Here is a 22,090-nt window from a genome sequence, read left to right as displayed (position 1 = left end):
ATGGCCTCTTCCATTTGATCTGACGCCTCAGAGTTACTCTCCAGCAGCAGCTCCAACCAGGACAATCGGCAGAGTCGGTGTCGTCGCCCCACCTTCATCCTCCACCGTCACACCGAACGCCTTCGCCTCCACGCCCTTAGGCAGAGTCGGCATAATGACACTGGCGTTCCCATGCGCATCCGGACGGAACGTACCTGCAGGAATCGGATTCTGTCCTGCGCCAGCCGGAATCAGCCAAAGCTCATACGTCTTCGAGGGCTGCAGCGGTTCCAGGTTCGTCGCCAGGAAGATCAGCGTCCCCTTGCTCGCCACGTAGGTCGCTCTGCCCTGCGGAACAGCCGGTGGTGCACCCTTCACGTTCAACGTCACCCTCAGCGCCGAGCTGTCGGTCATCGCATCCAGAACCTGTCGCGCCGCCGCTGCATCCGCGGTCAGGTAATCGATCTTGCTGCTCTGCTCCGTCACCGCGCTGCGAAGCCCCTCGCGCTCTTTGTAGAGAGAGCCCGCCGCCACAGCCAGAGCAGCAGCCGCCGCCCAGCCCACCCACGGCAGCACCCTGCCGGCAAAGCCCGGCTTCGGCGGTTCTTCCTCCGTCGAGTAGAGGCTCCCCGCCGCACTTCCAAATTCATCATTCGCAGCCACGCTCGCACTCGCACTGGCAGCAGCGGCAGCCTCAACAGGACGATCGATCGGAATCGCCTTCTTCTCGCGCCCGACCTGCTTCATCAAACGATCGCGAGCCTCCGCAGACGGCGACTGCATCTCCACCGTATGGGCGTACATTGCAAGGTCGCCTTGAATCTCAGCCAACTCCCGCCGTGCGTCCTCAGACCGCACCACATAAGCGGCAATCTCCGCCATTTCTTCTGCGGGAAGCAGCTGCATGGCAAACAACGCCAGATCTTCTGATGTAATACGCCGTGGCTCGCTCATGCTGGGAACGCCTTTCTCAGCGAGGTCAGCGCGCTGCGGATTCTTGTCTTGACCGTACCTAGCGGATCGCCCGTCATCTCCGCAATCTCGGAGTGCGTCAATCCATCGAAAAATGCCATCTCCAGAGTCTTACGCTGCTCCACCGGCAGCAGATTGATCACACCCCGTGCCTTCTCCACCAAACTATTTCGTTCCGCTTCGTTCGCAAGATTGTAGTTCGAAGCCAGCGCCATATCGTCGACCGATTCCATCGGACGCTTTCTACGCAGCGCATCGATCGACCGATTCCTCGAAACCACAGCGAGCCAGCCGCCAAGGCTACCGCGGGTTGCTACAAAGCCATCAGGATTACGCCAGATCTGCATGAAGATTTCCTGGAGCACGTCCTCCGCCGCGGCCGGGTCGCGGAGAACCCGAAGGGCCACCGAGTACACAACCTTCGAATAGCGGTCGAACAGCGCCGCCATGGCGTACTCGTCCCCCCTCTGCACAAGCCCAAGCAGAACAGCGTCGTCCTGCCCCGAGGGTGGTGGTGAATTCACGAGTCCCGTCTCTCTATACATAAAACGCACCCACTACAGTTGCAGATTGCAAAAATCGCCAAGTATTTAGGTTCCTTCAGGCAACCCCATGTAACCTCAAAAGAAGTTACTTTACGCTTTGCACACCAGAGCTACTTTACCCGAAAAATCGGCGGCCTGTGGCAGACTTCCTCGCCCCGTATCGAATCTGCAATCTCATTCTCATAAAGAAAATCAACAATCCTTGTTCCTCAGCATTCACTCAACAGAAGGATTCACCCAGCACACCGAACATGAGCAACCCCACACCACCCCAGCGCAACAAGCCTTCGAAGTCCCGCATCGACAAGCTTCTCGTCGATCAAGGCCACGCCGCCTCCCGCGAACGCGCCCAGGCCCTCATCCTCGCCGGCCGCGTCCTCGTCGACGAGCAGCGCATTGACAAACCAGGCACCTCCATCTCCTCCGACGCCGTCATTCGCCTCCTCGGTTCCGATCTCAAATACGTCAGCCGCGGCGGCCTCAAGCTCGAGCACGCCCTCGCCCACTGGTCCATCCGCCTCACCGACGTCCCCTGCGTCGACATCGGAGCCTCCACGGGCGGCTTCACCGACTGCATGCTCCAATCCGGCGCACAATCTGTACTGGCCGTCGACACCGGCTACGGCCAGATCGCCCACAAGCTTCGCGACGATCCCCGCGTCACCCTCCGCGAGCGCACCAACGCCCGCCTCCTCACGCACGGCGAGCTCCTCATTCCCCACACCCCCACCCCAACCTTCCTCGCCATGGACGTCTCCTTCATCTCCGCGACCCTCGTTCTCCCTGCTGTCCTCGCAGCTCTCAGCACGCCCGATCAACCCTGGCAAGGCACCACCATCCTCCTCGTCAAGCCGCAGTTCGAAGCCGGCCGCGCCAACATCGGCAAGGGAGGCATCGTCCGCGACCCTGACGCCCGTCAAGCCGCCATCGAGCGCGTCCGCGACTGCGTCATCGAGCAGCACGGCACCGCCCTCGACCTCATCGACTCACCCATCCTCGGTATGGAGGGCAACCACGAGTACCTCCTCCACGCCCGCTTCCTCTAGACAGTATCGACCTACATCTGGTCCGAATCATCTTCGCTCGCGACTAACGGGAGCGCCAACCGAAGGGGTATACGCGTCACGAAGTGACCGCGGCCCGCGCAGGGCGCCCGTCCGGCAGGACACACCCTCCCTCAATGCTTCCCAAGCAAACCACCCAGCGCATTGCCGAGAGGATTTGCCGGAGTCTTCCCCTTCTGCTGCCCGCCAAGCTGCCCGCCAAGCAGACCCTTCGCCGCATTAGCCCCAACCGCCCCAGCCAGCCCTGCCACATTCGGGCTGAACGTAGGATTGCTCGTAGTCCCGCCAATCGCCACAGGAATCCCCGCCTTCAGCACTCCTCCCGCAAGCCCGCCCAGCGCAGCACCACCAGCACCGCCGCCCGGAATAAACCCGCCCAGCGCCCCAGCCAGCCCAGCCACCGCGCCTCCGCCAGAGCTGGCCTGCTGCGTCCCGCCTCCGCCACCCATCAAGCCCGTCAGCTTCAGCACCACGTTGTAGTTCAGCGCCCCGCCGGCACTCACACTCCCCGCACCGGTCGCCGTCCCCACTCCAGCCACATCGAGCGCAATATTATCCGTCCGAATATTTCCGCCCTCTTCGCGCACATTCATACTCAAAGAGCGAATCGTCGTCCCCGATCCCGTGGAAGAACCAATCCTCCCGCCCGTAAGCGACGACAGCGCCCCCAGCTTCGATCCCAGATTGAACCCCGCAAGCACCGTGTTGTCGATCCTCACCGGCCCGCTAATCACAGGTGCAGCCGAGGTCCCCGTCACCGCCAGCGACGTCGTCAGCGTCCCTCCCTGCAGCCGCGAGCCCGTCGGCAGATGCACTCCAACCGAAGGCAAAAACGCCTCCAGCTCATTGATCGAAACCGCGTTCCCAACCACCTTCATATTAAGCGCCGTCGAAGCTCCACTCGTCTGATACGTCCCCGACAGATTGATCACCGCGCTGCCAATCGTCACCACCGCCTGCTGCACCACGCCGTTCATCGCCTGCTCATTCTGCGTCAGCGTAAACTGCAACTGCACCGGCTTCGGCGACGGCACACCATCCTTCGCCAGCTTGATCCCCACAACCGTCGCAGCTCCCTGCGCATTCAGCGTCTGCCCATTCGACTGAATCTTCGCCTGCAGGTCGGCCACGCCGCTGATCCCAGCATCCGGCGGCAGCACTCCCGCCGTGCCAATCTCAACATGCTTCAGCGTCACCTGCCCATTCACTGGAGTGCTCGCATTGTTCGCCTGGTTGAACGGTCCAGCCGTACCATTCGCGCTCACGCTTCCACCATTCGGCAACTGACCGCTCAGATTGAACGGCGAAGCAGTCTTCGGCGAAAGGTTCGTCACCTGAGCATTCACCTGGCTGTACACCGCACTGCCTGGTTTGCCGGCCGTCGTCAGCGTAATCGTTCCGTTCTTCACCTGCGCATCATCCACCGTGAGGTTATCCAGCATCGACGACCCCTCCGCATTCGCCTTTACTGGCTTCGGCGGCTTCGGCCCATTGCTCTGCACCAGCGTCAGCTTCGGCGTATCCACCAGCAGCTTGGTCACATGCATCTGCGTCCCGCTCCACGCCGCATCCAGCACCATGTCGTCGATCGTGCCGGTAACGCCATCCGAAGCATCCACAAATCCCGCAGCCAGTGGATCGAGATGTTTGATCTCAAGATTTCCTGAGAATGCTGTAGCCGAAGCATCCTGCTGGTTGAACGGCCCAGCCGATCCCTTCAGCGCAACCGATCCGCCCGCAGGCAGATTCGCCGAAGCCTCAAACGGAAACGCCTTCGCAAAAGAAAAGTCCCTCACCTTCAAATTCACCTTTTCATACACGCGAATCGGCCCGCTCCCCACCCCAGTCGTTCCCGGTCCGGCGCCAACGGTAATCCGCCCATTCTCCACATTCACCTCGCCCACCGTCAGGTTCGGAAACGCCTGCTTGGTCTCTGCACTCTGCGCCTGCTGGCCGCCCGTCCCAATCGTGGAGTAGTTCCAGGTCCCATTGGCCGCCCGCAGCAGTTGTATCTTCGGCGACCCCAGCGAAAACCCGCGAATGATCACCTGCTTGCTGAAGATCAGAGGAAGGATCTCCACCCCGATCTTCACCGTATCGGCCTGGATAAACGGCTGCGTGCTGAACCGCGGATCGTCCGCAACCACCGCATTCTCCGCCACCAGGCTGCCCGACAACACCGACAGATTCACCTTCCCGATCGTCACCTGCCGCCCCAGCGACTTCGTCAGCGTCGATTCAATCTTTGCCTTGAAGCTATCCGTGTTGAGGAACAGCGGCACACAAACAGCCGCAAGGACGATCAGCGCCAGAACAGCACCCACCGCAATCAGGACCAACCGAACCGGCTTTCCCATGCCATCACCTCGTCCGTACCGTATCTCATTGTGATGCCACAGCCAAAATCGATGTTGCACGCCAATGCGAAAGGGCATTCCGGACAGTAGAAATTCAGCACGGAGAGGACCTGATACCTCTTCCCCTACAGCCTGCCAGGAGCCCGCTTACCGTCAGAGGTAGAGGTTACGTCTCACGGCCCATCGACGCAACCTGAATGTCTTTGCGCAGTTGTGTGGACATACTGCGACTTCCATGTGAAGGCCGGTCTGTGTCAAATGCATCCTCTCGCTGCAGAGAGGAGGAACTTCTCACGATTTATTGTCCGTCCTCGAGGAGGCGACAATAAAACCCTCAGACGAGAAGACCGACCCACGTGTAGGGAAGAATCGCTGGATCAGGCAATCGTGAAGCGCTGAGTCCAGGTCAGCGCAACAATCCCCGATGACCGCAAGACGGTAATCGGCGTCAGCAGCCTCGATGAGAGTGGAAAGGACGACACCACTGGTCGCAATGCCGTAAAGAACCAGGGTATCGATGTCATTGGCGCGAAGAATCATAGCGAGATCCGTGCCGGCGAAGGCACTGATCCGGTGCTTGGTTATAACGATTTCATCGCCTTGCGGTGCGATGGTATCCGGGATCGCTCCAAGCGGTTCCCGGAATAGCCGATGATGTTGCTCTGAGGATTTAATGGCGCCGAAGAGTGCATTTCGGGAGCTGATCTCAGGGGTTCCCGGTCGAAAACCTACCTGGATGTGGATGATGGTCATGCCAGCAGCACGAGCATGATTGAGAACACTTGCGACTCGAACCAGAAAAGCGTCTTTGCCCTCCCGGGTGTAAATAGAAACGATGCCGGCTTGACAATCCATGCTCAAGACCGCCGTGTGAGCCGGATCAATCGTGAATGTGTCAGCCATATTAAGCTCCTTTCAGCACAGAGCCTTGCCGGTCAGAATTGTAGTTCAGAGTGGCGTATCCGAGGTTGTTACGAAACTCGTAGCCGCTGACTCCCAACGCTGGAACGGATCAGTCCCGACAACCCGACTTGTCGGGACTGATCGTCTCTCGATGAGTTGCATCAGCAATTTAGCCACAAGGGAAATTGCGGGAGGGCTCCGGTTACGGAGTAGTGGGTTTTGCGTCTGCTTCAACGTCAATCTCGATATCGACATCGGGTGCCGTTGAATTGCCCACTTCTGTCGAATTGTCGCGCGCTCCCATGCCGAATTCAGCGCGCTTCGTGGCTGCAGTTCCATGGAACGCGACCCTCGCCGGCTGGTTCGGCTCTGTATCGGCGAAGACGCCGCTATATTTGAAGGTGAGCGGCACTACTTTGGTAACGCCATGCATGGTCAGCGAGCCGTCCATCCTCCAGAGATCTGCCGAGACACGATGAATGCCCCGCCCTTGATAGGTCATTGTCAAAAACTTCTTCACATCAAAATATGAGTCACTGCGAAGATCGTCATCACGTTGGCTGACCTGCGTGCTGATCGTAGCGACATCGATCGTGACGTCTACGCTGCAAGCGGCTGGATCCGGCGATACGGTGATGGTCCCTGAAACTTGGTCGAAACGGCCGCGCACACGTCCCACCAGATGGTGCCAGGCGCTGAAATAGGCAAAACTGTGACGCGGATCTATCTTGTACGTCTCCGGAGCTGGAAGCGCCGGAGTTTCGACGCTCTTTTGGACACTTGTGGCGGGAGGCTGTTGCGCCACCGCAGGGGTCCAGGACCCCGCGCAAATTGCCAAAAACAGAGTACCGACTACGAAGAAATCCGGCAGTCTCTTGACGATCGTTCTTCCTGTATTCCTGTTGATCATCTCGCTAGCCTCCGATTGATCTGCAGCAGTTGACCATCGTACTTGCCTTTGACACTTGAAGCCATCGAGCTGTTCCCAGAAGGCGCTCGGCGGATTCTTTGGATCGCGAAGAAAACAGCATAAAGTCCGCACGTGTATCTCCAAACCACACGCTATATTTATCTTCTACTTAGCGAGCGCGTCGACAGAACGTGTGTCCAGCGATCGAAGGAGACGTCCACAACTGGACATACAACAACTTGTCCCCTGGCCCCAACAAGTTTTCAAGGAACTCGTTCACGCCTCCGGCAGATTCCATCTGTGTCGCCGACGAAGCATTTCCGCCATACAGTTACACTAAAGATCCATGCTCCAGGCCGCCATTATCTCCAAACCCCAGAAGCCGGAACTCGCCGGAATCCTCCGCGATCTCATTGCGTGGCTCGAAGCTCGCAACTACCACTACCTGCTCGACCCCGACAGCGCCGCCTACGTCTCGGGCGCCAACCCCATCGCCCGCGTAGACCTCCCCAACCACAAGCCAAATCTAGTCATCGTCCTCGGTGGCGACGGCACCCTCCTCGCCGCAGCCCGGGCCTTCGCCCGCACCACCACGCCCATCCTCAGCGTCAACCTCGGCTCCCTCGGCTTCCTCACCGAGATCCCCCTCTCCGAGCTCTACTCCACCCTCGAAGCCTGGTGCGACAACTGTGCCGAGATCGAGGTTCGCAGCATGATGCGAGCCGAGATCATTCGCGACGGCCAGATCGTCAAGCAGTGGGATGCCCTCAACGACGTCGTCGTCGCCAAAGGAACCATCGCCCGCATGGGCGACTTCTCCGTCGAGATCGACCAACAGGCCGTCGCCACCTTCCGCGCCGACGGCATCATCGTCTCCACTCCCACCGGCTCGACCGCCTACAACCTCGCTGCCGACGGGCCTATTGTCATGCCCAGCGTCAACGCCATGCTGGTCACCCCCATCTGTCCCCACCTGCTCACCATTCGCCCTATCGTCGTTCCGGGCGACTCCACCGTCAGTGTCGAGGTCGTCGGTGTACCCAACGAGATCTACCTCACCGTCGACGGCCAGGAAGCAGTCCAGCTCAAGCTAGGCGACCTGGTCCACTGCCAGCGTTCGGAGGCTGCGGTCCGCCTCCTCCGCCACAGTCCCAACGGCCTCTTCAGCGTCCTCCGCTCCAAACTCAAATGGGGCGAGCGCTAAGCAGCAACCCAGCAAACAAGCTCTCCTCTCCGACCAATGGGAGGACCAGCAGCCGCCACCCAAGCAAGAAAGGGTACACGCGTCACGAAGTGACCGCCCCACGCGAAGTGGGCCCGTCCGGCAGGACACCCACGCCGCGAGCCCAAAAATAAAGTTGAAAAGTTGGCGTATTTTCAGCAGCCAAAAAGTGACTGCTAAAACACCACACCAGCCACGCAATCCACCACATCCAAACCACCAAAACACCACACCAAAACACGCCTTTTCGCCAAAACCCCCAGCAAAAACGCGCATCCACCACAAAAAATAAAAATCCAACTACAAACGGTCCGTCGCCCGGCGCAGGGTGACCATCGGCCCGCTGACGGGATGGCAGAATACCTGCCCATGGCTCAGCGCGATCCTCCTCTGCGCCAGTCCCGCCATCTCCGGATCGTGCGTCACCATCACGATCGTGTGTCCATTCCTATGCAGATCCTGCAGCAGCTCCGCCACAATCTTCTGGTTCGCCGCGTCCAGATTTCCGGTCGGCTCATCCGCCAGCAAAATCGGGGGATTGTTGATCAGCGCCCGCGCAATGCAGACCCGCTGCTGCTCTCCGCCTGACAGCTCACTGGGCACATGCGAGACCCGGTCGCCCAGCCCCACGCGCACCAGCGCCGCCCGCGCCTCCGCCTCATCCGTCATCGAGTGAAAGTACTGCGCCAGCATTACGTTTTCAAGAGCGGACAGGTAAGGAATCAGATGGAACTGCTGAAAGATAAAGCCAATCTTGTCCGCACGAAATCGATCGAGCTCCGTAGCACTCATGGACGCTGTATCGACGTTATCGATCTTCACCTCACCCGCCGTCGGCCGGTCGAGGCAGCCAATGAGATTGACCAGCGTACTCTTGCCCGAACCGGAGGGCCCGGTGATAGCGACCCACTCCCCGGCGACGATCGAAAAGGTAGCATCCCCAAGCGCACGCACGACGCCGCCATGCCCGGCGTACTCGCGGGTCACGTGCTTCAGTGCGATCACAGCGCAGTCGTCCCGCGTGCCTCCGGTTGGATCAGCCAGCGGCCCGGTCTGTATCTTCGCCACTACCTTCGCTTCGCTCACGCTCATATCTTCTCACTCCCCTTTCAGCAGCGCAGCGGGCTGCAGACCGCGCAGCACCCGGGCAGGGAATAGCGCAGCCATCGCTGCGATCATCACATTGAGCAGCAGCACCAAGGGAAGAACCGATGGACGCGGCAACGTCGCAGTATGGAAATTCCCCTCGCTGATGGCCCACGCCGCCGCCGAGCCCACGACAAAGCCCACCGCCACGCCTGCCAACGCCAGCACCAGAGCCTCCAGCAGGAACATTCCCATCAACTGCATCTGCGATCCGCCCAGCGCCTTCATCAAAGCGAAGTCCCGCCGCCGCTCGAGCACACTCGCAGAGAGCGTCGCCAATACGCTTACTGCAACTGTCAGCGCAATCAGCAGCACCGCTCCATACATCAGCGCATGGGTGCGATCGACGATCTTCGACTCTCCCTCGACCAACTGCCGCACGGGCTGCACCTGCATCTCGGGGAAGTCCTGACGCAGACGCGCTATGGTGGCCTCGACCTTCGCCGCGCCTCCCGGCACCTGAAGCTCAATCACGCTCGGCCCAACTCCGGTCCACGCGGTGAAGGCGGCGAGCGGCATATAGATGCGACTGTCTTCGTCGCCGCCGGTCTTGATCAGTCCTGCTCCATTCAGCGTAATGGAGTGTCCTGCGAAGGTCAGGGCGACCGCGTGTTCATTCCCAACAAACTGCGCTGCCCTCTGACCAAGCAACGCAGCGTCCGAGGCTGTGGCGTCAGGCCATGTTTGTACCTGCCACCACGAGTCCAGCCGCCTGACCGCAGCAAAGTCTGTTCCGGCCACGACTACCGGTGTTCCGGTATCGGTCGTCGCCACGGCGTAGGCAAACTCTGCTGCCAACGCATCAGGCCCCGCTGCCTCCTGCACGCGGGCCAGAGCATTGGTGCGCAGAGGCACCGAAGCCGGAGCAGAGAGGACAATGTTCGCGCCGAAGCTGCGAAACTCCTTATGCAGCTTGGCGTCCAGATCCGCGTAGAGCGTCAGGAGCGCTGTCGCCACACCAGCCGATACCGTCATCGCCACCAGCGCCGAGATGCTTCGCGCCCTGCGATGCACCAGCGACCGCCGCAACATTCCGAAGAGGCTCAGTTTGACCATCAGGCATCCGCCCTCAGGATCGCCGAAGGCTCCATGCGCAGAGCCGTCCGGATCGACGGCGTACTTCCCGCAATCGCGACCACCAGCGCCAGCGCGACGACAACCGGCAGCAGGACCGGGATCAACACAGCCTCTGCGGCCCCTCCGTCACCGGCAAAGATCCTCGCACCAAGCCACGCTGCAAGTCCCGAACCAAGCAGATAGCCCATCGTTCCCGCGATCAGCGCGAGCAGACCTGCCTCTGCATAGAACAGCAGAGCAATCGAGCCTTTACTCGCACCCAGCGAACGCATCAACCCAATCTCTCCACGCCGCTCAAGAATCGCAGTCGCCATCGCAGCGCTCACCGCAAACCCCGCAGCCAGCAGCGCCGCAGCGCTGATCAACCACATCAGCCCGCTGATTCGCTTCAGCACATTGCCTTCGCTCTGCTCCACTCGCCGAACCTGTTCCGCCTGCGCTCCAGGAATCGCCTCGCGAATCTGATAAGCAATCGAGTTCGCATACGGCCTGCAGTACCAGATCTCCCGCTGCTTCGGGGGCAGGGAGTCGGGATCGACCCGCGCAAAGGCATCCTCGGGCTTGGTCCGGGCGCTTACCTCGACACGTCGTACGGCATCGTTTTCGCCCACGAGGACTTGCGCGTCGTGGAGTGTAAGCAGAAGGCCATTGTCATCTTCGCCGCCCGTCGTGACGATTCCGGCAATGTCTGCGGTCAATCGCGAAGAGGGCGCAGCCTGCGTTCCCTGCATGACTAAGGTGTCGCCGATCTTGAGGCCAAGCTTCTTCGCAAGATTCGTCCCAACCACGACGCTCCTGCTATCCGGACTGCTCTGTGGCGCAGGCCATGATCCTTTGATACGCCACCACGGATGCAGGGCCGGTGCTCCGGTCTTCAAAGTATTGAAGTCGTGATCGAACCAATATCCGACCGCATTTACGGCAACGAGCGGATCGCCCGCCTTCGGTGCAATCGCCATCTGCACGGGCAACTCCGGCGAGACGCCAGTGATGTTGTTCGCCCAGAAGATGGTCTTCAGCTTGGCGAGGTCGCTCTCCTTCAAATAAGCCCCACCCGAAGCGGGCTTCAGATCCACCCCACCCACCTTCACATCGAGCAGGTCGGCCTTCGGATAGACAACGATGTTGGCTCCATAGACAGCCAGCTCTTTATGGATTCGATCGCCAATCGTAGTCGCGAGCGCGAGCATCGCCGTCACGGCGGTAGTCCCAAGCAGGATAGCTACGCCGGCCAGCATCTTTCGGCGGCGCTGCCTGCGAAAGCTCTCCATGAGGAGGCGAAAGAACATTTAGTGCTCCCTCATCGTTCGAAGACCGGAGCGAGCGACCGAAGATCCGCAGCCTCAATGATCAGCTGTCCACCACCCACGGTCGACTTCAGCGGGATGGGATTGCACCCGCCTTTCTGTCCCATCGAAGACGCGTTCAAAGGCGAAGCGCACATCTTGCAGGTGATCCCCTGGTCGCCGATGTAGAAGCCAACCGGCCCGCAGATCTGACACGCGTCCGCGACGGAGACGATGTTTCCGTCGGGCTTCTTGAAGAGCAGAAATCGAATCTCTACATTCCCGCCCTTGCCGTCGTCCAGGTGCACGCCGTAGCGATGCAGCTTGTCGTCGTTGACATCAGCCGTAGGCAGCGTCACCTGCGAACCCACCAGCGTCACCGCCGCCGTGGGGGAGAGGGCGGTGGAACTCTTTGCGTAGATAAACTCAGCCGTGGAGAGAAAGATGAAGACGAAGCTCGTCGCAACGACCGCGGTCATCCACATCTTCTCGCGGCGCTGGGTCCACTCGGCACGCCGCTTGTCGGCAGGGGTCGCGTTCGCGTTTAGCACGGCGGGTGTGCGGCGCTTGTACTCCAACAGCATCATCAGTCCGGCTAACGCCAGCATCGTGACGAAGAAGAAGAGATCGTTGCGTACGATGGGGCCGATCAAGCGCATCTCGGTCGGGCTCGACGGCAGCACGCCATTTTCGCTCAGCTCATGCAGGCCGCTGACGATCAGCTGGAACGCCACGAAGTAAAGTATGACGGTGGTGACGCGGAAGAATCGCTGCAGGTTGATCTTCACGCTGCCGCGTATGAACAGCACTCCGAACACAACGGCAACTGCGATCCCCAACAGCGTTCCGGTAAAGCTCAGCAACTCGGTCGAGTTCAGGGTGACGGCCGAAAGAATCAACACCGTCTCGACGCCCTCGCGCAGGACCAGAAGAAACACAAAGAAGAACAGCCCCGCCTTCGACACGCCCGCCGGGCGGGTGTACTGGGAGATCTTCTCCTCGATCGATCCCTTCATCGTGCGGGCTGTCTTGTGCATGAACCAGATCATGCTGATGACGAAGGCGGCGGCGCCCAGCATCACCCAACCCTCGAAGATGTCCGTATTGAACTGGCTCCGGGCGATCACGACTGCGCCTGCGACGCTGGCAGCGATGGCCGAACCGAGAGCCCAGAAGACCGTCCGCTTCAGCTCGGGCCGGCCGATCTTGGACAGGTAGGCGAAGACGATGCCGACGATCAGCGATGCTTCGACCCCCTCGCGGAGCGTGATGATAAATGCCTGCAACATAACGTCTTTCTCTTCCCTGGCGGCGCTCCGGCAGGCCTGCAACCACCGGCCCCGAGCCCATCTCCACGAGGCTGGATCAACTCCTCGTTCCAGTATCTAGTGTAATGAGGACTAAATTGGTCGTCAATCGAAGGCGCTCGATTATCAGCCGCGATTTTCTTGGGCCAGTAACAATCGCAGGGAGAGATCCCCGAACTCGCCGGCTCGGAGAGATACCGCCAAACTGTGGAAACGCCGTATTCTCTATAAGAATGTTCGATCTGCCCGAGAGTCTCTTCGCAAATCCAGTGTGGACCGCCCTCCACACGAAGCATCGCCACTTCGCGATTTCAGCCGGGGAAGCCTGCCGCTATCCTGCCGATGTCGCGCCCTTTGCCGCCGTTGCTTCGCCGACCGAAGCAGCGCTCCTGCAGCTTCACTCCCTTCTCGTGCCGGGCGAATCGGTCTGGATCGCGGCCGAAAGCTACCCCCATCCGACGCAACTCGTCTTCGAACAGACGCTCGAGTGTCTTCAGATGGTCCTTCCCGCGAAGATCGAGCCGCCTGCCGCAAGGGTCGAGATCGTCCCGCTTTCGGGCCGGGAGGCGCCCGAGATGGTAGCCCTCACCGACCTCGCATTTCCGGGTTTCTTTCGCAGCAGAACCTGCGAGATGGGCTCATACTTCGGGGTCCGGTCTGAAGGCCAACTTATCGCCATGGGGGGCGAGCGACTCAAACTCGACGGCCCGACGGAGAGCTATCCTGAGATCAGCGGAATCTGCACACACCCCGATCATCGCGGCAAGCGCTATGCCGAAAATCTCATCTGGCATCTTGTAAGAAGGCACCGTCGCGACGGAGCGGTCTCCTGGCTCCATGTCAGCGCCGGCAACCATCGCGCCATCCAGCTCTACCTTCGAATGGGATTCGTCGAGGCCCGCAGAGTCCTGCTCCATCGTATTTCGTGCAAGGCTAAAGGAATGAGACCATCAGAATATGTTGGAAGAACGTAAGCGCCGCTCCGCAGTCATTGTTCTGGGTTGCGTCTCGATGGTGTTGCTTGGCGTCCTGTCCTTCCTGCCCAACCACGACAAGCTTCTGCTACACACAACCGGGCACTACCATCGCGTGGGCCATGTGCTGGCCTTTTTTACCTTGACTCTTCTGCTCGTCAGCACCGTAACCTCGCTCTGGTCTCGATTCGCCCTGGCCGCGATGGTCGTGTCCTTCGGATATCTTCTGGAGTTTCTGGAGCACGCAATCTACAACAATCCGCTGGAGTGGTCAGACGTCATGATAGACACCCTCGGCGTCATCTTTGGACTGATCCTCGTGCTCGCCCGCGACGAATACAAACGTGTCCGTCGATTCGACTAGGAACAGCAGGCTCTCCGCGGAAGAATCCGTGGCTGCGGCAAAGCTCGACTCTGAATTTTTGATTTTGAATGGTGCGCCCGGAAGGATTCGAACCTCCGACCCTTTGGTTCGTAGCCAAATGCTCTATCCAACTGAGCTACGGGCGCACATTGCGTGGGGTTGCAACCTTTTAAAGATATAGGATTTCGCTCGCTGCGGCAAGCCGGGCGCAGTCCGTAAGAGAATGTCGGGAGAAGTTGGTGGCGGTTGAGATGTCGCCGTATTATGAACATAATTTCGTACGTTCGAAGAGCACGTGTCCGGAGGTGGAGCTTGGCCATTGATGAGAGAGACGCAGATGCGAGAGACGCAAAAGAACCGGCATCTTCTTTAGGCAAGTTGAGCCGCAGATCCTTTCTGTCCCACATGGGAGCCGCGGGTGTTGCTACGGCGGCGACAGCAGTCACTCCGCTAGCCGTCTCCGCTGCGATAGCCGAGACGCAGGAGCGAACAGCTCCTCAAACTCAGGCGATTCCCGGAACCATGCCGGTGACTCTCAAGGTGAACGGCCAGACGCATTCGGTTCAGATTGATCCACGTGCGACGCTGCTGGACACCTTGCGCGAGACGCTGCATCTGACCGGCACTAAAAAAGGTTGCGACCACGGGCAATGCGGCGCATGCACCGTGCATATCAATGGCCGGCGCGTGAACAGCTGCCTTACCTTTGCGGGCATGCAGCAAAACGTCGAGATCACCACCATCGAAGGCCTCGGCCAACCCGGCCACCTGCACCCCATGCAGGCTGCTTTTGTGGAGCACGACGGTTTTCAGTGCGGATATTGCACCTCCGGACAGATCATGTCCGCCGTCGCCATGGTGAAGGAGCCATGGGGTACAGGGGATAGCGATGTGAAGGAGGCAATGAGCGGCAACATCTGCCGCTGCGGAGCGTACCCCAACATCGTTGCAGCCGTCCAGGCAGTTCGACGAATGGCATAGGAGGAGATCGGCGATGGAACTCTTCGAACTGGTGACGGCACAGACGATCCCGGACGCAGTGAAGGCTCAGGCGAAGTCCTCCACCGCGCAGAATGGTGCAGAGGTGCGATTCATCGCGGGCGGCACCAACCTGATTGACTACATGAAGCTGAACGTCGAGCGGCCGAATCGGCTGGTCGACATCAACGGTCTGCCGCTGGATCGGATCGAAAAGACTGCCGACGGCGGACTGAAGATTGGAGCTCTTGCACGGAACGCGGACGTGGCTCAGGATGCGACCGTGAAGGAGCAGTATGCGGTTCTATCGCAGGCGCTGCTGGCTGGTGCCTCGCCGCAGTTGCGCAACATGGCGACGACTGGAGGCAACCTGCTTCAGAAGACACGCTGCGTCTACTACAGGGATACGGCGACTGGATGTAACAAGCGGGAGCCGGGCTCTGGCTGCTCCGCGATCGGTGGCTACAACCGTATGCTTGCGATCCTGGGGACGAGCGAACACTGCATTGCGACTAATCCCTCCGACCAGAACGTCGCGCTGATGGCGCTCGATGCTGTGGTTCATATCGAGGGAGTGAAAGGCCAGCGGGCCGTGCCGATTGCGGAGTTCTACGTCGTTCCGGGATCTACCCCGCAGCGGGAGACTGTGTTGGAGCCGGGCGATCTGGTGACCCATATCACGCTTCCCAAGATGCCTGTTGGCGCAAAGAGCGTGTACTTGAAGCTGCGCGATCGTGCCTCCTATGAGTTCGCGCTGGCCTCGGCGGCGATTGTGATCAAGCAGGATGCAAGCGGCAAGATCGAATTCATTCGCGTCGCGATGGGTGGGGTTGGAACGAAGCCGTGGCGCTCTACAGAAGCTGAGAAAGCACTTCTTGGAAGGGCTGCAAGCTCCGCCAACTTCCTGACCGCAGCAGAGGCTGCGCTTCGTGGCGCAAAACCTCAGAGCCAGAACGGATTCAAAGTAGAGCTGGCAAAACGCTGCCTGACGCACGCGATGGGACAGGCGAGTCAAAGCGCCTAAGGAGACGACGATGGATCAGGTAACCGAGTCGAAGGTGATTGGCGTCGCAACGCCGCGGATCGATGGCCCGCTCAAGGTGAGCGGCTCGGCAATGTACGCCTCAGATCATAATTTTCCGGGCCTGCTCTACGCATGGCCGGTCTGCGCAACGATCTCGAACGGAAGGATCGCACACATGGACACGACCGGAGCGGAGAAGATGCCCGGCGTTGTCGCTGTCTACCATCGGGAGAACATCGGGAAGCTCTACCGCGTGCCCCCGTCAACCGGCTTCTCGCTCATCCTGGATGAGAAGCGCCCTCCGCTTGAGGACGATACGATTCGTTACTACGGCCAGTATGTCGCTGTAGTCGTAGCGCAGACCGTCGAACAGGCGCGGGCCGCGGCGGAGAGTGTGAAGGTGACCTACAACAAAGAGAAGCCGGACACCGGCGAGAAGCTGCTCGGAACGCCGCTCACGACCGACAAGCCTGACGAAAAGAGCAAGCGTGGAGATACAGCTGCGGCATTGAAAGCGGCGAAAGTAAAGGTTGATGCGGTCTACAAGATTCCCGTCGAGACCCACAACCCCATCGAGTTGCACGCCTCCGTTGCGGTCTTTGACGGTAAGAAATATACGTTGTACGAGACCTCACAGGCGGTGGTGAACCATCGCGATGTGATGGCGCAGATGCTGGGCGTTCCTACAGAGCAGGTGCAGGTGATTACCCGGTTCCTGGGATCGGGTTTCGGGGGCAAGCTGTGGCCGTGGCCCCATGGATTGCTGGCCGCCGCGTGTGCACGCAACCTCGGGCGTCCAGTCAAGCTGGTGGTAAGCCGCCAGATGATGTTCGAGAGCGTCGGCCACAGGCCCGCGATAGACCAGAGAATCCAGCTCGCAGCCGACGCCGATGGCAAGCTGACCGCGGTGCAACAGGATTACGTCAACCACACGTCAATGCTCGATGACTACGACGAAGGTTGCGGAGAGATCACGCCATTCCTCTACAGCACCCCGAACTTGCTTGTCACCGGAGGCCTGGTTCGCCGTAACGTCGGCAACCCAACGGCGATGCGCGGACCAGGCGCAGTGCCGGGATTGTTCGCGTTGGAGTCGGCGATGGATGAGCTGGCGATCGCGCTGAAGATGGATCCCGTGCAACTGCGCTTGAAGAACGAGCCGGCGCTGGACGAGAGCCTGAATATTCCATTTTCTTCCCGCCACATGAAGGAGTGTCTGACGGTTGGGGCCGAGAAGTTCGGCTGGGCGCGGCGTACTCCCGAGAGCGGCTCGATGAAGCGTGACGGTCTGACGCTGGGCTGGGGTATGGCCGCGTGCTCGTGGCTGGCGGCGCGAATCGAGACGGAGGCGACAGTCGAACTTCTCCAGGACGGCTCAGCGCGTGTCGCCTGTGGCACGCAGGACATCGGCGGAGGAACCTATACCGTCATGGCTCAGGTCGTCAGCCACGAGACCGGCATTCCGGTTAACCGGATTGATGTTGTACTCGGCGACTCCTCGCTTCCACCGGGGCCAATCTCGGGCGGCTCGTGGGTCACGGCGTCCATGACACCGGCAGTCCTTGCGGCGTCGCAGAACGCGGGCAAAGCGCTCTTGCTCGCAGCGATCAAGTCTGACGGATCGCCCTTCAAAGGCAAGAAGCAGGAGGAACTCGAACTCATCGATGGAACGGTTCGCCTGAAGGGACAACAACAAGGCGCAGTGCCGATGGCGGAGATTCTGAGGATCGCCAAAGTCAACTCAGTCTCTGGCACAGGCAAGTCTGACAGTACCTTTGGAGCCGCAAAGCCCAAGGTCTCCTTCCACTCCTACGGTGCGCAGTTTGCCGAAGTGACCTGGCAACCAGAAATCGCGCGCCTTCGCGTCAGCCGTGTCGTTACGGTCATCGACGCCGGCCGCATCTTGAATCCGCGGCCCGCCCGCAATCAGATCGAAGGCGCAGTGGTGATGGGTGTTGGCATGGCGTTGTTCGAAGAGACGATGTACGACGCCCGCTCGGGTGCTCCGATCAACAACAACCTCGCCGACTATGTCGTTGCCGTGAACGCGGACACGCCGGAGATCGATGTCACCTTCCTCGACTATCCGGACTATCAGCTCAACGCCCTCGGCGCTCGAGGTGTCGGAGAGATCGGGCTGGCCGGGATCGCCTCTGCGATTACCAATGCGGTGTATCACGCGACAGGTATTCGCGTGCGTGATCTCCCGGTGCGTATCGAGGACTTACTCGTTCCGGCGAGCAAAACCACGCATCTCGCCTGATCCGTCGTCCTCGCAGCGGCGTAGACGAACACCGAATCCGCACCGCGCAAGCGAGATTCAAGCCTTCTTGCCGAAGACCGCGTGGATCTGTTCGAGGTAGGCATACCCGTGTTCCGTATCGGGCTCCAGATAGCTCCCCTCGGTCCATTCGTTCCATGAGTTCACAGTGAGCAGCTTTGTTTTAAGGTCATGGGAGTTGTCAAGAAACTGCTTCGCAGAGCGAAGGGCATCGCCAAATCGTTGCGGTGTGTTCCCCTGCACTACTGGCATGAAGGGATACGACGATTGGGTATAGATGTCAGATTGACATGCCCTGGGCGAGGAGTCCCACCCCATCGAAACGTTCGGGTAGTAGGGTCTTCCCAGCTTGGCGGACGCCGTAGCTCGATAGACTTCGTAAGCAGAAGCCAGATCCTGATAGTCCGTGCTGGGGAATTTTGCCAGCTGTGCGTGATGGATCCATACATACGAGGTTGTGCTATCGACGTTCAAACGCGCGAGCAGATCCTTCAGGTCTGTCACCTCCGTCTGACCCGGTAAGAGCTGAACACCCCATGTAACCGCATTGAGATGCAGGTCTCGGAATCCTGCTGCCTTCACCTTCTCGCGAAACTGTTGCAGCGCTGCCGCAGCTTTCTCAACTCCACCCATTCCGAGAACAAATCGATACAGCTCGTAGATGGAAAAGTAGGGACACCCATCGACTTTGAGATAACTGTCCTGGCTGAAGTAGGCATCGACGATATGGGTTGTCATCTTGTCGAACGTGGCAGCCGTGACCTCCCCTGGATATTGAAGGTGTGGCGGAGCCGTCAACTTCGCAGGATGCAAATCGAACCAGTCATGATTCGCCCACATGATGGCAAACTCAACCTCTGCGCGGTTGGTCGCGCGTAGATAACCCCCTTCGAGAGCCCCCTGCAAAAATGGGCCGTCGTTATACCAATACCAATCGAAGATGAAGGCGGAGATCGACGCATGAGCAGCTGCACGGATCTTCTGTTCAAAGACCTTTGGATCAGACTCATCCCCATAGCCCCAGAGCGGAACCTTGGGTTGTTTGTGTCCGGCAAAGCGCGGCCGAGCGTCCTTCACAAGCTGCCACTCGGTCCATCCCTTGCCGTGGGCAACATCGTTGCGTGAGTCCTGGTGATAGTTGCCGAAGTAGTAAGCGGCAACTACGTACTTCTCGTTTTCGCGATGACTTCGAGACTGCGCCATCCCGCTCTTCGCAACGGAAAGCGCTATTGCGTTTGACGCCATACTCTTCATAAACGTCCTGCGGCTTTGGGTCGACATTTAAGACACGCTCCATTCGAGGTTGGGAAACCTATACAGACCCCCACGCAGAAAGCAGGAGCCGACGATCTAGATTCTCATAACCGAGAGCAAGTCAAACGGCTGCAGATCTCAAGGCCCTTTGACGACGCGATATGACCCCACAGCGCGCTGCGACGATCGCCGTCTCAATGCCGCCAGGCACGGATACGAATGCAGCGGCAGATGGATGCCTAATCAGCAGATGGATGCCTAATCAATTGACAGGTATGGTGCGCCCGGAGAGATTCGAACTCCCGACCCTTTGGTTCGAAGCCAAATGCTCTATCCAGCTGAGCTACGGGCGCGCAAAACAGGGAAGTGACTTACAAGAGCATCCTAAAAATACCGGAGAAACTGTCCTCAAAGCAACTAGGCCGCCGCAGGCTCAGGTGGCGGGGGTACTGTGAACATAGGCACCGTCTCGACAATATCCAATCCGGCACGGCGCAGCAGTTCATAGATCACAGGCTCGGTCAAACGGGTCGCGTCGTATTCGATTCGCACCGTCTTCTTCCCCTCGTCCAGCGCCATGTGGCGAACACCGTACACCTCGCGCATCTTGGCCATCGCCACGACGGAGGCTTCGGTCGGCGGAACTCCATAGCGGTAAAGAACATCAAGCTGTGTCATGGCTTCGATGATATCAGTGACGGCGTCACCCGCTCCGTTCTCTCCGCCAAATTTTCCTTTGCGGCTCGAAAGGATACGGATTCAGAGGTTAGGCGTTAATTTTACGAAAATGGAAGATTTTCAGCTGCAACGGGCCGACATTCGCTCTCACATCTTCGAGAGATAGCTGGTGATCTCGGAGCTGGTCCACACCTGCGCGCCGATGAACTTCCGCCGCAACACGCCCTGCTTATCGATGATGTAGGTCTCAGGAATCTGCACCGTCCCATACAGCGCATTCACCTTTTGATCTTCGTCGCGAACAGTCAACAGGTCGACGTGATGGTCCACCAGAAATCGCTTGTACACATCCGGGTCCTGGTCCATACTCACCGCGACGATCGCCAGCTCAGGCATCTGCCTCTGCAGCGCCAGCAGGCTCGGCAGCTCCTCGATGCACGGCGCGCACCAGGTGGCCCATAGATTCAGCACCACCACCCGCCCGCGCAGCTTGCTCAAATCGACCGTCCGGATGCCGTCCCCCATCACAAACTGCGGCGCGGGCTTATCAATATTCCCGGGATGGCTGCCCCGGTCGCACCCCGCCACCAGTAGCGATCCCAACACCGCACTCATCAACAATCTACGCACAAGTCACTCCACTTCCTATAATACGAAGTCGTGACCGACACCGACCCCGCGCAGCATCCGAATTCTACCGAAGCACCCGACCTCGAACTCTCGGTCATCATTCCCGCCCGCAACGAGCAGCGCTCGCTGCCCGCCTGTCTTGCTTCTATCCTGAGCCAGTCTGAGCCCGGCTTCCTCCTCGGCCAACAGTGGGAGTTGATCGTCGTCAACGATGACTCAACCGACAACACCCGCGCCCTCGCCGTCGAAGCCGCCGCCACCCACGCAGGCGTCCTCGTCCTCGACGCGCCACCACTAGACCTCGGCAGCAATGGGGGATTCACCGGCAAGACCAACGCCTGTTGGACCGGCGCACAGGCCGCACGCGGCAGATACCTCCTCTTCACCGACGCAGATACCATCCACGAGACCAACGACATCTCCCGCTCCCTCCGCGAAGCCGACCGCCATGACGCAGCTCTGCTCTCCTACTCGCCCCGCCAGGTCGTCACCGGCTTCTGGCAGCACGCGGTTATGCCGCTAGTCTTCTCTGAACTAGCCTCCGTCTATCCTTCCAAGCAGATCAACGATCCCGCCAGCCGCCTCGCCGCAGCCAACGGCCAGTTTCTCCTCGTCGAACGCGACGCATACTTCTCCATCGGCGGACATCGTGCCGTCGGCAAGAACATTCTCGAGGATGTCGCCCTGGCCGAGAACATCAAGCGCGGCTCCCGCTCCATCCGCTTCCGTTACGCCCCCGAGGCACTCGCCACGCGGATGTACTGGACCACCTCCGAGATGATCGAAGGCTGGACAAAAAACCTCGCCCTCCTCTTCCCAAAGCCCGTCGCCCTCGCCCTGTGGCGCATCCTCGACGTTCTTCTCTTCTTCGGCCTGCCCGTTGCGGCGTTTGGCCTCTACTGGCTGCAGTCCTGGCAGAGAAACGTTATCCTTCTCATCTGGGTCAGGACGCTCTGGCGCTTCTACTCCCGCGTTGCGCGCTCCAACTTCCCGGCACTGGACATCGCAATCTCGATCCTCGGAGCTCCGTTTTTCATCTATCTTCTTCTACGCAGCGTCAGCCGTCATCGCTTCAAGAAAAACGTCTTCTGGAAGGGACGTAACTACAACACGGCCCCCTAGTTACCATGGGTTTGCAT

Annotated in this window: 20 protein-coding genes and 2 tRNA genes; 8 read left to right on the top strand and 14 right to left on the bottom strand. The window is 59.7% G+C overall.

Going from position 1 to position 22,090, the window contains the following annotated elements:
* Positions 1 to 33 precede the first annotated feature (33 nt).
* Together HDF09_RS04455 and HDF09_RS04450 are read right to left on the bottom strand one after the other, a co-directional pair.
* Positions 34 to 933 carry an anti-sigma factor gene (locus HDF09_RS04455; RefSeq protein WP_183761989.1) on the bottom strand — a complete coding sequence of 300 codons (900 nt, stop codon included), beginning with the start codon at positions 931 to 933 and terminating at the stop codon, positions 34 to 36.
* On the bottom strand, positions 930 to 1,496 hold the full coding sequence (locus HDF09_RS04450) for an RNA polymerase sigma factor (protein WP_183761986.1): 567 nt from the start codon (positions 1,494 to 1,496) through the stop codon (positions 930 to 932). The genes HDF09_RS04455 and HDF09_RS04450 overlap by 4 nt, the downstream gene beginning before the upstream one ends.
* A gap of 251 nt (positions 1,497 to 1,747) precedes the next feature.
* Between HDF09_RS04450 and HDF09_RS04445 the strand changes: the two genes are divergently transcribed.
* A complete protein-coding gene (locus HDF09_RS04445) occupies positions 1,748 to 2,542 on the top strand; it encodes a TlyA family RNA methyltransferase (RefSeq protein ID WP_183761983.1) in 795 nt (264 codons plus the stop codon).
* A 131-nt stretch (positions 2,543 to 2,673) separates the two neighbouring features.
* Here the strand turns inward: HDF09_RS04445 and HDF09_RS04440 are convergent, their stop codons facing one another.
* The 3 genes from HDF09_RS04440 to HDF09_RS04430 all read right to left on the bottom strand — a co-directional run bounded on the left by HDF09_RS04440 (position 2,674) and on the right by HDF09_RS04430 (position 6,730).
* Complete coding sequence (locus HDF09_RS04440; protein WP_183761980.1) at positions 2,674 to 4,917, bottom strand: AsmA family protein; 2,244 nt, start codon at positions 4,915 to 4,917, stop codon at positions 2,674 to 2,676.
* A gap of 291 nt (positions 4,918 to 5,208) precedes the next feature.
* The gene (locus HDF09_RS04435) at positions 5,209 to 5,820 is read right to left on the bottom strand and encodes a cysteine hydrolase family protein (RefSeq protein ID WP_183761977.1); all 612 of its coding nucleotides are present in this window, start codon (positions 5,818 to 5,820) and stop codon (positions 5,209 to 5,211) included.
* Positions 5,821 to 6,022: 202 nt separating this feature from the next.
* The gene (locus tag HDF09_RS04430) at positions 6,023 to 6,730 is read right to left on the bottom strand and encodes a YceI family protein (protein WP_183761974.1); all 708 of its coding nucleotides are present in this window, start codon (positions 6,728 to 6,730) and stop codon (positions 6,023 to 6,025) included.
* A gap of 346 nt (positions 6,731 to 7,076) precedes the next feature.
* On the opposite strand from HDF09_RS04430, the gene HDF09_RS04425 reads away from it, so the two are divergent.
* Positions 7,077 to 7,934, top strand: a complete 858-nt coding sequence (locus HDF09_RS04425) for an NAD(+)/NADH kinase (protein ID WP_183761971.1) — start codon at positions 7,077 to 7,079, stop codon at positions 7,932 to 7,934.
* A 318-nt stretch (positions 7,935 to 8,252) separates the two neighbouring features.
* Here HDF09_RS04425 and HDF09_RS04420 read toward each other — a convergent pair whose 3' ends face one another.
* From HDF09_RS04420 to HDF09_RS04405, 4 genes are read right to left on the bottom strand one after another with little or no spacing between them, the layout of a single operon-like run.
* Positions 8,253 to 9,044 carry an ABC transporter ATP-binding protein gene (locus tag HDF09_RS04420; RefSeq protein ID WP_183761968.1) on the bottom strand — a complete coding sequence of 264 codons (792 nt, stop codon included), beginning with the start codon at positions 9,042 to 9,044 and terminating at the stop codon, positions 8,253 to 8,255.
* Positions 9,045 to 9,050: 6 nt separating this feature from the next.
* Positions 9,051 to 10,154: an ABC transporter permease gene (locus HDF09_RS04415; protein ID WP_183761965.1), complete on the bottom strand. Its 1,104-nt coding sequence runs from the start codon at positions 10,152 to 10,154 to the stop codon at positions 9,051 to 9,053.
* Positions 10,154 to 11,464, bottom strand: coding sequence for an ABC transporter permease (locus HDF09_RS04410; RefSeq protein ID WP_183761962.1), 1,311 nt, complete (start codon positions 11,462 to 11,464; stop codon positions 10,154 to 10,156). Before HDF09_RS04410 ends, HDF09_RS04415 begins: the two co-directional genes overlap by 1 nt.
* A gap of 11 nt (positions 11,465 to 11,475) precedes the next feature.
* A complete protein-coding gene (locus HDF09_RS04405; protein ID WP_183761959.1) occupies positions 11,476 to 12,750 on the bottom strand; it encodes a Fe-S-containing protein in 1,275 nt (424 codons plus the stop codon).
* Positions 12,751 to 13,001: 251 nt separating this feature from the next.
* Here HDF09_RS04405 and HDF09_RS04400 point away from each other — a divergent pair, with 251 nt between their 5' ends.
* Both HDF09_RS04400 and HDF09_RS04395 read left to right on the top strand, forming a co-directional pair.
* On the top strand, positions 13,002 to 13,742 hold the full coding sequence (locus tag HDF09_RS04400) for a GNAT family N-acetyltransferase (protein WP_183761956.1): 741 nt from the start codon (positions 13,002 to 13,004) through the stop codon (positions 13,740 to 13,742).
* Positions 13,726 to 14,106, top strand: coding sequence for a hypothetical protein (locus HDF09_RS04395; RefSeq protein ID WP_183761953.1), 381 nt, complete (start codon positions 13,726 to 13,728; stop codon positions 14,104 to 14,106). Before HDF09_RS04400 ends, HDF09_RS04395 begins: the two co-directional genes overlap by 17 nt.
* A gap of 69 nt (positions 14,107 to 14,175) precedes the next feature.
* Here the strand turns inward: HDF09_RS04395 and HDF09_RS04390 are convergent.
* A tRNA-Arg gene (locus tag HDF09_RS04390) sits at positions 14,176 to 14,252 on the bottom strand.
* Between the two features lie 232 nt (positions 14,253 to 14,484).
* Between HDF09_RS04390 and HDF09_RS04385 the strand changes: the two genes are divergently transcribed.
* The 3 genes from HDF09_RS04385 to HDF09_RS04375 are packed head-to-tail and all read left to right on the top strand — an operon-like array spanning position 14,485 to position 18,371.
* A complete protein-coding gene (locus HDF09_RS04385) occupies positions 14,485 to 15,087 on the top strand; it encodes a (2Fe-2S)-binding protein (RefSeq protein WP_311718647.1) in 603 nt (200 codons plus the stop codon).
* A gap of 13 nt (positions 15,088 to 15,100) precedes the next feature.
* The gene (locus tag HDF09_RS04380) at positions 15,101 to 16,108 is read left to right on the top strand and encodes an FAD binding domain-containing protein (protein ID WP_183761948.1); all 1,008 of its coding nucleotides are present in this window, start codon (positions 15,101 to 15,103) and stop codon (positions 16,106 to 16,108) included.
* A 10-nt stretch (positions 16,109 to 16,118) separates the two neighbouring features.
* A complete protein-coding gene (locus HDF09_RS04375; protein WP_183761945.1) occupies positions 16,119 to 18,371 on the top strand; it encodes a xanthine dehydrogenase family protein molybdopterin-binding subunit in 2,253 nt (750 codons plus the stop codon).
* A 57-nt stretch (positions 18,372 to 18,428) separates the two neighbouring features.
* On the opposite strand, the gene HDF09_RS04370 is transcribed toward HDF09_RS04375, so the two are convergent.
* The 4 genes from HDF09_RS04370 to HDF09_RS04355 form a co-directional block, all read right to left on the bottom strand.
* On the bottom strand, positions 18,429 to 19,670 hold the full coding sequence (locus tag HDF09_RS04370; RefSeq protein ID WP_183761943.1) for a glycosyltransferase WbsX family protein: 1,242 nt from the start codon (positions 19,668 to 19,670) through the stop codon (positions 18,429 to 18,431).
* 249 nt (positions 19,671 to 19,919) lie between these two features.
* Positions 19,920 to 19,996: transfer RNA gene (locus tag HDF09_RS04365), tRNA-Arg, on the bottom strand.
* Between the two features lie 64 nt (positions 19,997 to 20,060).
* Positions 20,061 to 20,321 (bottom strand): hypothetical protein, encoded by a 261-nt coding sequence (locus HDF09_RS04360; protein ID WP_183761940.1) that lies wholly within the window; start codon positions 20,319 to 20,321, stop codon positions 20,061 to 20,063.
* A 147-nt stretch (positions 20,322 to 20,468) separates the two neighbouring features.
* Positions 20,469 to 20,951 (bottom strand): TlpA family protein disulfide reductase, encoded by a 483-nt coding sequence (locus HDF09_RS04355; protein ID WP_311718645.1) that lies wholly within the window; start codon positions 20,949 to 20,951, stop codon positions 20,469 to 20,471.
* Positions 20,952 to 20,981: 30 nt separating this feature from the next.
* On the opposite strand from HDF09_RS04355, the gene HDF09_RS04350 reads away from it, so the two are divergent.
* Entirely contained in the window at positions 20,982 to 22,073 is a 1,092-nt protein-coding gene (locus HDF09_RS04350; protein ID WP_183761937.1) for a glycosyltransferase family 2 protein, read from the top strand.
* The last annotated feature ends 17 nt before the right edge of the window (positions 22,074 to 22,090 follow it).

This window comes from Edaphobacter lichenicola (assembly GCF_014201315.1).
Lineage (GTDB): Bacteria > Acidobacteriota > Terriglobia > Terriglobales > Acidobacteriaceae > Edaphobacter > Edaphobacter lichenicola_B.
Note: the sequence above shows the minus strand (reverse complement) of the source record. Positions and strands in the feature narration are given on the sequence as shown.